General features: G+C 39.3%; 11 protein-coding genes. 1 reads left to right on the plus strand and 10 read right to left on the minus strand.

Going from position 1 to position 12,968, the window contains the following annotated elements; all coding sequences use genetic code 11:
• From pnpS to CEY16_RS05870, 7 genes are all read right to left on the minus strand, one after another.
• Positions 1-1,710 (minus strand): two-component system histidine kinase PnpS, encoded by a 1,710-nt coding sequence (pnpS, locus tag CEY16_RS05840; RefSeq protein WP_101331004.1) that lies wholly within the window; start codon positions 1,708-1,710, stop codon positions 1-3.
• A 2-nt stretch (positions 1,711-1,712) separates the two neighbouring features.
• Complete coding sequence (locus CEY16_RS05845) at positions 1,713-2,396, minus strand: response regulator transcription factor (protein ID WP_101331005.1); 684 nt, start codon at positions 2,394-2,396, stop codon at positions 1,713-1,715.
• Between the two features lie 221 nt (positions 2,397-2,617).
• Positions 2,618-4,093: a Na+/H+ antiporter NhaC family protein gene (locus CEY16_RS05850; protein ID WP_101331006.1), complete on the minus strand. Its 1,476-nt coding sequence runs from the start codon at positions 4,091-4,093 to the stop codon at positions 2,618-2,620.
• 191 nt (positions 4,094-4,284) lie between these two features.
• The gene (gene mdh / locus CEY16_RS05855; RefSeq protein ID WP_101331007.1) at positions 4,285-5,232 is read right to left on the minus strand and encodes a malate dehydrogenase; all 948 of its coding nucleotides are present in this window, start codon (positions 5,230-5,232) and stop codon (positions 4,285-4,287) included.
• Between the two features lie 27 nt (positions 5,233-5,259).
• Positions 5,260-6,531, minus strand: coding sequence for an NADP-dependent isocitrate dehydrogenase (gene icd, locus CEY16_RS05860; RefSeq protein ID WP_101331008.1), 1,272 nt, complete (start codon positions 6,529-6,531; stop codon positions 5,260-5,262).
• An 86-nt stretch (positions 6,532-6,617) separates the two neighbouring features.
• Positions 6,618-7,733 (minus strand): citrate synthase, encoded by a 1,116-nt coding sequence (citZ, locus tag CEY16_RS05865; RefSeq protein WP_101331009.1) that lies wholly within the window; start codon positions 7,731-7,733, stop codon positions 6,618-6,620.
• A 300-nt stretch (positions 7,734-8,033) separates the two neighbouring features.
• Entirely contained in the window at positions 8,034-8,507 is a 474-nt protein-coding gene (locus CEY16_RS05870) for a DUF441 domain-containing protein (protein WP_101331010.1), read from the minus strand.
• 44 nt (positions 8,508-8,551) lie between these two features.
• Between CEY16_RS05870 and CEY16_RS05875 the strand changes: the two genes are divergently transcribed.
• Positions 8,552-9,652, plus strand: a complete 1,101-nt coding sequence (locus CEY16_RS05875; protein ID WP_162297870.1) for an AI-2E family transporter — start codon at positions 8,552-8,554, stop codon at positions 9,650-9,652.
• A gap of 124 nt (positions 9,653-9,776) precedes the next feature.
• Here CEY16_RS05875 and CEY16_RS05880 read toward each other — a convergent pair whose 3' ends face one another.
• Genes CEY16_RS05880 through pfkA form a run of 3 tightly spaced genes read right to left on the minus strand, consistent with a single transcriptional unit; the run spans position 9,777 to position 12,941 of the window.
• A complete protein-coding gene (locus CEY16_RS05880) occupies positions 9,777-10,169 on the minus strand; it encodes an FxsA family protein (RefSeq protein WP_101331012.1) in 393 nt (130 codons plus the stop codon).
• A gap of 20 nt (positions 10,170-10,189) precedes the next feature.
• Positions 10,190-11,950, minus strand: coding sequence for a pyruvate kinase (gene pyk / locus CEY16_RS05885; protein WP_101331013.1), 1,761 nt, complete (start codon positions 11,948-11,950; stop codon positions 10,190-10,192).
• 31 nt (positions 11,951-11,981) lie between these two features.
• A complete protein-coding gene (pfkA, locus tag CEY16_RS05890; protein WP_101331014.1) occupies positions 11,982-12,941 on the minus strand; it encodes a 6-phosphofructokinase in 960 nt (319 codons plus the stop codon).
• Positions 12,942-12,968 lie beyond the last annotated feature (27 nt).

Consider the following 12,968-nt stretch of genomic DNA (forward strand, 5'->3'; position numbering starts at 1 on the left):
TTATTGAATAGTTTGTGGGAGGCGTACAGTGATTGTCGTGCCTTCATCCATTTCGCTCGAAAGTTCGATGCTTCCTTCATGTGCTTCTACAATGTGTTTCACGATTGAAAGACCAAGGCCAGTTCCTCCTGAATGTCTGCTTCTGCCTTTATCGACACGATAAAAGCGCTCGAAGATTCGTCCTTGTTGTTCCCTAGGAATACCAATACCTTCATCACAAACTTCAATGATTCCTTCATTATTTTCCAAACGGTATTCACAAATGACTTTCCCCTCATCATTACTATAGTGAATGGCGTTCGATAAAAGGTTCATCATCATTTGATAAACCTTATCGCGATCAGCATAAAGAACTGGTGCTTCGGTTTCATTTATAATAAAATTAATATTTTTCTCTTCGATCTTTGAGGATAACACGATTCGTATTTCTTGGACTAGCTGCTCAAATGAGAATTCTGACCTGTTCAATACGAAATGATCTTTTTCCAATGTAGATAATTCCAGTAAATCTTGAATCAATTGATTAAGCCGTCTACTTTCCCTCTCAATAATAGTTAAGAAGTTTTCAACCGTCTCTTGATCATGGGTATTACCATCTAACAACGTTTCAGCAAACCCCTGGATGGAAGTGATCGGTGTTCTCAGTTCATGCGAAACATTAGCGACAAAGTCCTTACGAACATTCTCTAGTTGTTTAATATCAGTTATGTCATGACAAACAATGACGACACCTTTCCAATTTTCTTCTTCATTTCGGATGGGTGCTAAGTATACCTCGAAGTAAGTTCCGTCCTCTAAAGTGACCGATGTCTGCTTTTTCTGCTCCGTGAAGATCACTTCTTGGATGGCTGAATTGAGCTCTTGATGATTAATAACTTCATAGTAAGGTTTTCCAATATAAGTTTCAGTGTGATTGGTGAAATGTTTATAAAAAGATTCATTGGTGAGTCGCGTGATCCCTCGCTCGTTTATTAATAAAAGACCACTGTCCATATTATTTACAACTGTTTTCAAACGGTCATTTTGATTCTTATATTTAGACGTGATTGACCCCAAATTTCGAGCCAGACGGTTAACTGCTTGACTCAACTGTGACGCGATACCATACGGCGCATCATATATACGAGCTTCGTAATCTCCATCCGCCAATCGAGTTGCTGTGTCAGTTGCCTTTTGAATCGGATGGACATAGTTTTCATACACACGATTTCCGAAACTCCAGAGAAAAATAATTACTACAACAGCAACTCCAGCAATAATCCACCATATAGTTGCATTTACCATTGATAAGTTTCTCATGTCTTGAACGACGACTATTGTTTCCTCTGAACTCATTTGATAGGGATATAAAAGAGAATCTCCATAAGTCGTCCGGCTATTTACGTTTTCTTCTCGCAAGTGCTGTAAAATGTATAACTCGGCTCCTGCGAAGGTATGTACTTGTTCTTCAGATTGACTATTCTCATAAAATATATTTACTGGGAAAGAACGGCTATATTCAGCCATTCCTTGTTGAAGTTCGTTTAACGTCATATCATCACTAATGATCTCATCAGCCACATATGTCGCATGGTCTTCCACTTGGTTTTCAAAAGAGGCAACTACAAAAAACCTCGCTACTTGGGTGAAGACCACCCCAAGTGCAAGAACAAATACTAAGCTGAGTAAAATATAAATAACTAATGTGCGTTTTTCCATCAATTTGTTCATTATTATCCCTCTAACTTATAACCAATACCTCGCACTGTCTTAATCAGCTTTGGTTTTTTTGGCTCATCTTCCAACTTCTCACGTAGATGGCTAATGTGTACATCGACAATCCGTGTGTCTCCAATAAAATCGAAATCCCACACATCTTCTAAAAGGATTTCTCTTTTTACTGGCTTATTTAGGCGTTCTGCTAAAAATAAGAGGAGATCAAATTCTTTCTTAGTGAATTCGACTTTTTCATCGCCCTTGTATACTTCATAAGTTTCTATATTAATGGTCACATCTCCTGCTTTAATAACATTCGCATTTTCTTTGGTTGATCCGGTCCTTCTTAAAACAGCATTGATTCTAGCTATCAATTCCTTGGGGCTGAAAGGTTTCGTCATATAATCATCAGCACCCACGTCTAATCCAGCAATCTTATCTTCTTCCTGTCCTTTGGCTGTCAGCATAATAATTGGTGTATATTCACTTGATTGCCTTAGTGTCTGGCAAACATCAATTCCGCTTATTCCTGGTAACATCAAATCAAGCACAATTAGATTAAATGACTCTTTTTCAGCTTTCTCAAGGGCTGATTCACCATCATGGACAACAACTGTATCGAATCCGGACTGCTTCAAATTGTAGTTAATCAAAGTGGTAATCGACTGCTCATCATCAACTATTAATATTTTCTGGGTCATTGACTTCACCTCGTCATCATGAATGAAATAATGTACTTTAACTTTATCATATCAACCAGGAGATTAAATGATTCCTGAACCGAAATAGTGTTAAGATTTTGTAAATTAATTATGTGTAATTTTCAATATATATTCCGCCTGACCTCTTAACGATAATTTTCCTAATTATTGAGTCAGTTAACAAAAAAAGAGTGACTCATATTTGAGCCACTCTAACTGTTCTATGCTTTATAATCTTTCGGTTTGATTTCTTCACCATTTTTTCCTGCGTACCGTAATCCCCAACCTGTAATAGCTGCAATAAGCATTACAATCAGTAATCCCCAACCTTGGAATACAAACGGGAATACTTCTGTTGGATTGACTACTGGTATGAAATCGTAATTCTCAGCAGCTCCACGAATCGTCGTCCAAGCTAGCAATACTCCACCACTCCATGGGAAGATGTATCCTAAAGCTGAACTGACGGTGTCCAAGAAATTCGCTCGACGATAAGGATGCAAGTTCATTTCTTTACCGATTTTACTTACGAACGGTGCTGCAGCAATTTCTGCAGCAGTATTGATTGTAATAAATGAATTCAAAAATGCGACAATCGCAAAGATTGAAAGTTCTGCTCGTCTAGTTACTCCATTGATAATATTTAAGAAAAAGTCTTTGATACGTTCCATCGTACCAGCTAGCTCAAGTAGATATGAGGCTGATAAAATAAATAAGATTAAGATTGCCATGTTGAAGTAACCGCTAAGACCACTCATTAAAGCCCCCTCAGCAACAGCACCATCTTCTCCTTGATATATGTGCACGATGTCTGTTAGTGGAAGACCCAATATCACAAACATGACGATTGAAGTTACAATTCCCCATGTCAATGAAGTTAATAGATGGTGTCCGCTCAATGCTAAGTAGAGTACTAGAGCGAATGGGATCAGGAATATTAGTCCTCCGGGAGCAACTTCTTCTTGCAATTGAGCAAGTGCTGCTCCGTCACCACTTCCATCTCCGCCACCTAAAATGACGAATAAGATTAATGCTGGAATTGCAGCTGCGATTGAATACTTGAAACGGGAGCGAACCACCCCTGGAACATCAGCTTCCTGTGTAGTAGCTGATACGATAGTCGTATCCGATACCGGAGCTAGGTTATCCCCGAACACTGCACCTGAAAGAATAGCTGCAAGTAATATTACGGGGTCTGCACCAAGGACAATCCCCGCTGGATACATAAGAATACCGAACGCTGCAACCGTTCCGTAACCAGTACCTACTGCAGTAGAGAAGAGTGCAGCAAGTAGAAAAGTTAATCCCACAAATAGGCCAGCTTCTAATCCTGTCTGAAACCCTAACCATATCAAACCATCGACCAGTCCGCCTGCTTGTAGAAGAGTTGCAAACATGCCAGCCCAGAACCACGCTATGATTGCCACAACCCCAATAGGTTGCGCCATTCCATCAAATAACCCTTGAGCATAGTCAGACCATTTGGATTTGGATAATAAAAGACCCAAAATCAAACCAATGACCATACCTAGGATAAGAGCTTGTTCAGTCACCAACTGTGCTACACTTAATGAAATTGCCCAAACTATAAAGAATACTAGAGGGACTGTAGCAACAAATGGTCCACCGCGAAATTCTAATTTACTAATTTTTTTCGAAGCTGTAGCTTCATTCAATTCTTCATTCTTTTCTGCCATAATTGTTCTCCTCCCTAAATTTAATCCACATTATACAAGAAATCAGAAGCATATTCAAAACGGAAGTTTTCAATTTTTTCAAAAATAAAGTAGTTATTTGATTAATTTAACCTACATAACACCAAAAACACATACAATATAAAAAACTCCGAGCTTTTGAAAACTCGGAGTTTTTGTATGGTTCATAAATATTATTCGTTTTCTTTTAGTACTTTCATAACATTTTTCACTGAATCAGCTGATTTATCAAGCTCAGCTTTCTCCTCATCAGTAAGTTCTAGTTCAAGAATTTTTTCCAAACCGTTTCCGCCTAAGATAGTAGGTACACCAAGATACATGTCGTTATATCCGTATTCGCCATCTAATAATGCGATAGCAGGTAGGATACGACGCTGATCCTTTAAGATCGCTTCTACCATTTCTGTAATAGATGCAGCTGGTGCGTAATAAGCGCTACCGTTACCAAGTAGGCCAACGATTTCCCCGCCACCTTTACGGGTACGCTCTACAATCTCATCTAAACGTTCTTTGGAGATGAGCTTCTCCAAAGGAATGCCACCTGCGAAAGAGTAACGAAGCATTGGTACCATGTCATCGCCATGGCCACCAAGAACGAATCCTGTTACGTCCTTCACTGATACATTCAATTCTTGAGCGACGAAAGTACGGAACCTTGCTGTATCAAGTACACCAGATTGTCCAATAACTCTCTCTTTTGGAAGCCCTGCTTCTTGGAATACAGAGTAAGTCATTGCATCTACTGGGTTTGTCAGCACGATGATGATCGTGTCTGGAGAGTGTTTCACGATTTCTTTCGTTACACTCTTCATGATTTTGGAGTTCGTTGCGACTAAGTCATCACGGCTCATGCCCGGCTTACGAGCGATACCGGCCGTGATAACGACGACATCTGATCCTGCAGTGTCTGCATAATCAGAAGTACCAGTAATTTGAGAATCAAAGCCTTGCACTGGACTCGCTTCAAGCATGTCAAGTGCTTTACCCTTTGTCGGATCTTCCATATCAGGAATATCAACTAATACTACGTCAGCTAGTTCTTTTTGAGCAACCATCAATGCTGTTGTTGCACCAGTGAATCCAGCACCAATTACTGACACTTTTCTTCGTTTTATCGTCATGATTAGCCTCCTATGAACTTGTATTAATTAGCCCATATTTTTAATTAGTTCATCTGCAAACTCAGAACACTTAACTTCTCTTGCACCGTCCATCAAACGAGCGAAGTCATATGTTACAACTTTGCTTCCGATAGTCTTGTCCATTGATTTAGAGATCAATTCACTAGCTTCTCTCCAGCCTAAATGATCAAGCATCAATGTACCAGATAAAATAACAGATGATGGGTTTACTTTGTCCATACCTGCATATTTTGGTGCAGTACCGTGTGTGGCTTCAAAGATCGCGTGACCAGTTTCTTGGTTAATGTTCGCTCCTGGTGCAATACCGATCCCACCAACCTGTGCAGCTAATGCGTCAGATACATAGTCGCCGTTCAAGTTCATTGTTGCAACTACATCGAATTCTTTCGGACGAGTTAAAATTTGTTGTAGGAAGATGTCAGCAATAGCATCTTTTACGATAATTCTTCCAGCATCTTCTGCTTCACTTTGAGCCTTATCTGCTGCTTCTCTACCTTTTTCTTCAACAATTTGATCGTATTCTTTCCAAGTAAAGACTTTATCTCCATATTCACGTTCTGCTAAATCGTAACCCCAAGCTTTGAATGCACCCTCAGTGAACTTCATGATGTTTCCTTTATGAACTAGAGTTACACTCTTCTTGCCTTCTTCGATCGCGTAGTCAATTGCCGAACGGACTAAGCGCTCCGTACCTTCTTTAGATACAGGTTTTACACCAATTCCTGAAGTTTCAGGGAAACGGATATTCTTAACACCCATTTCGTCTTGTAAAAACTTGATAACTTTCTTAACTTCATCAGAACCTTCTTGCCACTCAACACCCGCATAAATATCTTCTGTATTTTCACGGAAGATTTGCATGTCCACATCTTCTGGACGCTTAACTGGGGATGGAACACCAGTGAAGTGGCGTACAGGACGTAGGCAAGTGAATAGATCCAATTCCTGGCGAAGTGCTACGTTCAATGAACGGATTCCACCCCCGATTGGAGTTGTTAAAGGTCCTTTGATAGCTACTTTATAGTCACGGATCGTATCTAAAGTTTCAGCTGGTAACCATTCACCTGTTTTATCGTAAGCTTTCTGACCTGCTAATACTTCTTTCCAAACGATACTCTTTTCACCGTTATAAGCTTTGTCTACTGCTGCTTGAAGTACACGAGAGGCTGCTGCCCAGATATCTGGACCAGTTCCGTCACCTTCAATGAATGGGATAATTGCGTGATTAGGGACATTCATCTGTCCATTTTCAACTGTAATTTTTTCACCTTGTGTCAATTTCATTACCTCCTAAGTATAATTTACATCACAATAGCCGGTTTCCCGGCTATTGTGTAAGTGTTTATTTTAATTAATAGAACCTATTAGCGTTGATCCATTGGTACATATTTCTGCTTGTTAGGACCAACATATTCCGCACGAGGTCGGATCAGACGGTTGTCTGCATATTGCTCAAGAATATGCGCTAACCAACCTGACACACGACTTGTTGCGAAAATTGGAGTGAATAAGTCATGGTCGATTCCTAAGCTGTGGTAAACAGACGCTGAATAGAAGTCGACGTTTGCAGGAAGACCTTTGTGTTCCTTGATATAGTCTTCAATTTTGACTGACATGTTGTACCACTTTGATTCACCAGTGATTTCAGTCAATTGGCGAGACATTTCACGCAAGTGTTTTGCGCGTGGGTCTCCGTTTTGATAAACACGGTGTCCCATCCCCATAATCTTTTCTTTTTTCTCAAATTTATCATTGATATAGTCGATTGCTTTATCTTCATCACCGATCTCAGATAGCATCGCCATCACTCGCTCGTTGGCACCACCGTGAAGTGGACCTTTAAGTGCTCCGATTGCTGCAGTAACACCAGAATACACATCAGATAGTGTTGCTACACATACACGAGCAGTGAAGGTAGACGCATTTAATTCATGGTCAGCGTGGAGAACTAATGCTTTGTTGAATGCTTCAATCTCAACATCCTTAGGTTCTTCACCGTTTAACATATACAAGAAGTTAGCAGCAAAGCCAAGTTCTTTTTTAGGTTGAACAGGATCCTTACCATTTCGGATGCGCCCGAATGCAGTTACGATCGTAGCAATTTTTGCTTGTAAGCTTAGAGCTTTTCTGCGATTCGCTTCTTCGTTCATTTCATCTGCTTCTTCATCATAAAGTCCTAACATAGAAACAGCCGTACGTAATGCAGCCATTGGGTGAACCGTGCTTAGATCATAAGACTTTAGATGATCTATGATTCCCTGAGGAACGGCCATTTGGTCTGCTAGTCCATTTTTAAAGTCATCTAACTCATCTTTTGTAGGCAACTTTTTGTTCCATAAAAGAAAGATAACTTCTTCAAAGCTTGAATTCTCAGCTAAATCATCAATTTCAAAGCCAACATAAGTTAACTGGTCATCAATAATAGAACTGATGGATGATTCAGTTGCAACAATGTTTTCGAGTCCTTTAGTGTTTGACATTTATTATCGCTCCTTTTCTAAATAACTGATCTGTGTCTTCAAACAGTGTATGTACACACCATTAACTAGTTAAAATCCTAGTCTTCATCCCACAGACCATTATAAACAAAATTTGTAGTAAAGTGAAATTTTTTATCTGAAAAAAATAGCTATTCACCAATGTTTTTGATGAAATTACCCATTTTCCTCACAAGTTTTTCATCTTACACGCTTAAAAATGGGACCACTCATATAAGTTGTCCCATTTGCATAAGCATTAATATATATTCCCCATTTGATGATGATTAAACTAACGATTCGTTAGGTGAAAATCCCGAGAACCGAATCAACAAGCTTCATAACCATGTATGCAATCCCCGCTCCTATCAATGGGCCGACTGCTACACCTTGGAAAAAAACCACTGCTAGAATCGTGCCGATGATCAGTGCCGCTGTCAAATGAGGATCATTAGCTAATAGAACTAATCCGTCTTTAGCGATATAAGCAACAAACATACCAGCTATTAGAGCGATCCACCCGTAATAGGACTTGATACTATTATAAAGCTCAGCAAAACCTATTTCACCAGTTGCGATTGGAACAAGCACCGCCACAGTGATGACTACCACCCCGATAAATATCCCCTTCGAATCAAGTAAAGGAAAGAGTTTATCATCTAACCTCAGTAACTTGATTCCTAACAAAATATATACCGCGATTAAGATCGCTTGGTTTTTTGCAATGTAGCCTAATCCTAATAATATCAATAAAAACAATGTAGACATTGAAAACATATATTCACCCTCAATCGGAAATGGTTAGCGGAAAGGAAATGCTTGTGAATACTCAAATTCATTATACCAATCTTGCTAAACTAATTTCATTGTTATTAATTTTAATATTTATTTGCTATCTATTTTTTACTCATTTGTTCCCTTTTGCTATCAGCATTTTACTGGCCCTGGTACTTCATCCTTTAGTCAAAGTTACTGAACATTTTCTGCATTTACCGAAAAACTTAGCTATCGTTATTGTTATATTAAGTTTCACTCTTACATTTCTTTCGATTTCAAGTTTGGTGCTTATAGAAACTTTTCATTGGTTGCAAAATATTTCTACACTTTTACCCCACTTGATTGAACAGCTGACTATCAAAATTCAATCTTTTCAGTCTAGCTTGTTCTCTAAATGGTCCGAATGGATGGATCACACAGCCGAACAATTTGACCCTCAATCTAAAAATTTAGTGGCATCTATTATAGATGCATTGCTTGAACATTTTAAAAGTACAAGTGAGGACACGGTAGCCAATCTCTCTCACCAAGTGATCACTTGGTTAACAGCAATCTTAAGAGGAGGCTATTATAGTCTTTTCATACTAATCAGTACATTTTTCTTACTAAAAGATGGTCCTACTTGGCTTAGCAAATTATCTGTTCATATACCTTCTTCTTTCCGTGATAGTCTCTTACTATGGAAAAATAATATTTATGTGATGTTCAAAAAATATGTAGCTTCACAAGTATTAATAGCAACGATTACAGCTTTTTTGATATTTATCACATTACAAATCATCAACACGAACCACGTAATCACCATTACATTTCTAGCAATTTTATTTGATTTAATCCCCGTTATTGGTATTGGACTACTATTTTTCCCTTGGATTATTTATACTTTGATCGCACAAGACCACCTGATGACAATCCAATTATGTTCATTATATATTTTTGTTGTTATTGTCAGGAACTTGATTGAGCCACGTTTAATTGGTGGCTCAATTGGCATTCATCCTCTAGCATTAGTCGTTGGAATTTTCATAACGCTGAAGGTTTTCGGACCAACAGGAGTGTTAGTTACACCGTTTATCCTCATGCTGAGTGGCGCATTTTTGAAAAGTGGTGGGTTTTCCCATATTAAAAAGTATATATTGAAGTAATTAGGCGATCCTCGACTAAAAGTTTTGAAGGCAAAACCCACTCATTGAAAACCCACTCATTGATTCTAATAACCTAAAAAAGTCATTGAGATTCAGTATTTACCGAACCTCAATGACCCATTAATTATCTTCTGAAAACAGTAATCTTGCCGCTTTTTACCATATTCTGTACAGTCTTTTTCGCCCACTGTTTAGCAGGACGTCTTGTAGGTGGGATCAGCAGCAGAAAACCAATAGTATCTGTCAGAAACCCTGGTGTAAACAACAATACTGCCCCGACCAAAATAGCGATACCATCGAAAATCTCTTCTGTTGGCACTCTGCTGTTAGACATTTCAAATCGTGCCCGATTTAACGTTCCGAGCCCTTGTTGTTTAGCCAAAAATGCTCCTGCAAGTCCTGTCAATATAATACCGAAGAGCACAATCCAGACATTGAATGCGTTTCCTAGGCTTACAAATATGGCTATTTCTATTGCTGAAACAACGATGATTAAGATAAATAGGATTCTAAACAATTGAAATCCCCCGAGAATAATTATATGACATTTGTACGACCTTGGTAGACTATTCCGTTAGAAGGATCGATGGTGATTTCTTCACCATTTTGAATTAGTTTTGTTGCATCATTCGTTCCTACGATTACTGGTATTCCTAGATTTATTCCCACGACTGCAGCATGACTCGTCAAACCGCCTTCTTCAGTAATTACCCCTGAAGCTTTTTCGACCCACGGCATCATATCACGGTCCGTGCTATGCGTTACCAAGATATCTCCTTCTTGAAAGTCGTGTTCTAATTTTTCAACATCATTTGTTACGATAGCTTTACCTGCTGTTCCAACTTTACCAATACCTTGTCCTCTAGCAACAATATTTCCAACTACATGGACCTTGATCAAATTCGTTGATCCACTCTCACCCACAGGAACACCCGCAGTTATTACTACCCGGTCTCCATGTTCAATCAATCCAGTATCAAGTCCTTTTTCAACTGCAAGAGCTAACATTTCGTCTGTTGAGGCTACTGTGTTACCCATAGTTGCATGAACACCCCATACTAGACTTAACTGACGATTAACATGAGGGTGTGAAGTAACAGCGATGACTGGAGACTGAGGGCGGAATTTTGAAATCATACGCGCAGTATGTCCGCTTTCAGTTGGTGTAATGATGGATTTGACCTCTAGACTCTTAGCTAAGTCAGCTACTGAATGACTGATCGCATTTGGTATCGTTAATCCAGCTTCTTCTTTATGATTATGGGACATGAAATAGTCGTCCAACGTCTGTTCCGTATATACAGCGATATTGTGCATCGTCTGAACTGCTTCGACAGGGTAGTCCCCGGCAGCTGTTTCACCTGATAACATGATCGCATCTGTTCCATCATAAATCGCATTTGCAACATCACTTGCCTCTGCTCTTGTCGGGCGTGGATTATGATGCATGGAATCTAACATTTGAGTAGCAGTTATAACTGGCTTCGCTGCTAAGTTACAAGCACGGATCAAACGTTTTTGTACAAGAGGTACTTCTTCTGGTGGTATTTCCACACCTAGATCTCCACGTGCAACCATGATTCCGTCACTGACACTAACAATTTGCTCAATATTTTCTACGCCTTCACGATTTTCTATTTTAGGAATGATTTTGATATGTTCAGCGCTATGTTTTTCAAGTAGTTCACGTATTTCCAAAACATCAGATGTTCTTCTTACGAAAGAAGCTGCGATGTAATCTACTCCTTGTTCAATTCCAAAAACAATATCATTCGCATCTTTTTCAGTAATACCAGGTAAATTTACACTGACATTAGGAACGTTCACACCTTTTCGGTTCTTGATTATACCTGTATTCAGCACTTCTGTTTTAATCTCACGCTTATTCTTATCGATTTCTTTAACCTCTAAAGAGATTAAGCCATCATCAAGTAAGATTTGTTTACCAGGCTCGACATCATCTACCAGCCCTTCATAGCTGACTGAAAAACGTTCACTCGTCCCTTCAACTTCTTCCATTGCAAGGTAGACGGTTGAACCTTTCTTCAACTCTACCTCTTCCTCTTTGAAAAAGCCTGTACGTATTTCAGGTCCTTTTGTATCTAGCATGATACCGATATTTGCATTCAATTCATCAGCAGCCTGACGAATGTTCGCAATTCGTTGTCGGTGCTCATCGAAATTGCCATGAGAGAAGTTCAAGCGTGCTACATTCATTCCTGATTTTATTATTTCTTTTAGCGTATCTACCGTTTCTGAGGCAGGGCCAATGGTACATACTATTTTAGTTTTTTTCATTTAAAATACCTCCTCAAACCTAGTTTCACCTTTAGATCGATAACTGATTCGACAATTCATAAACACCAGTATCGATATGATTCTTCTTGTTAAGTATTTCAATAATATTGTGATGAACGAGTTTATTCTGTTCAATCCCAACCATACGACCTTGTTCACCTGATATTAACAAATCAACTGCATAAGCTCCGAGGCGACTGGCTAGTACACGGTCATTTGCAGTCGGCGAACCTCCTCGTTGAACATGTCCAAGTACGGTGTAACGTGTTTGTACATTGAGCTTTTCATTGATTCGATCCGCATAATCCACAGCACTCCCGACACCTTCAGCAAGTAGAATGATGCTATGACGCTTACCTCGATCATGACCTCGTCTGATTTTTTCTACTACATCATCAAAATCAGATTCTACTTCAGGGATAAGGATACTTTCTGCCCCTGCTGCTAGTCCAGCCCAAAGTGCAAGATCACCAGCATCCCTTCCCATGACTTCGATGACATATATTCGCTCGTGGGATGTGGCCGTGTCTCGTATCTTATCCACCGAATGGATGACTGTGTTAAGCGCTGTGTCAAACCCGATTGTAAAATCTGTGCCCGGAATATCATTATCGATTGTGCCTGGTACTCCAATGCAAGGAAAACCATCCTCTGTTAATTTCATCGCACCTCGGAAGGTTCCGTCCCCTCCGATAACAACTAATCCATCAATCTCATGTTGTTTCAATTGATTTATAGCTTTTTTTCTACCTTCTTCAGTCTTGAATTCCTCTGAACGGGATGAATAAAGCATTGTTCCACCACGTTGAATAATATCCCCTACAGAGCCGATCGTTAATTTTTTAATCTGGCCTTCGATTAAACCTTGGTATCCGTAATAAATTCCGTAAACTTCTACTCCATTGTAAACACAACTACGTACGACTGAACGAACTGCCGCGTTCATTCCTGGAGCGTCTCCACCACTAGTTAAAATTCCTATTCGTTTCATTCCATTCACCTCGATACATGCTTCATT

This window comes from Halalkalibacillus sediminis, assembly GCF_002844535.1.
In the GTDB taxonomy this organism is placed as follows: Bacteria; Bacillota; Bacilli; order Bacillales; family Alkalibacillaceae; genus Halalkalibacillus_A; species Halalkalibacillus_A sediminis.

Coding starts and splice junctions, on each gene's coding strand:
- CEY16_RS05870 (WP_101331010.1), bottom strand. CDS start 8,507: ATGTTTTCAATGTCTACATTGTTTTTATTGATATTATTAGGATTAGGC.
- pyk (WP_101331013.1), bottom strand. CDS start 11,950: ATGAAAAAAACTAAAATAGTATGTACCATTGGCCCTGCCTCAGAAACG.
- pnpS (WP_101331004.1), bottom strand. CDS start 1,710: ATGAACAAATTGATGGAAAAACGCACATTAGTTATTTATATTTTACTC.
- CEY16_RS05845 (WP_101331005.1), bottom strand. CDS start 2,396: ATGACCCAGAAAATATTAATAGTTGATGATGAGCAGTCGATTACCACT.
- mdh (WP_101331007.1), bottom strand. CDS start 5,232: ATGACGATAAAACGAAGAAAAGTGTCAGTAATTGGTGCTGGATTCACT.
- citZ (WP_101331009.1), bottom strand. CDS start 7,733: ATGTCAAACACTAAAGGACTCGAAAACATTGTTGCAACTGAATCATCC.
- pfkA (WP_101331014.1), bottom strand. CDS start 12,941: ATGAAACGAATAGGAATTTTAACTAGTGGTGGAGACGCTCCAGGAATG.
- CEY16_RS05850 (WP_101331006.1), bottom strand. CDS start 4,093: ATGGCAGAAAAGAATGAAGAATTGAATGAAGCTACAGCTTCGAAAAAA.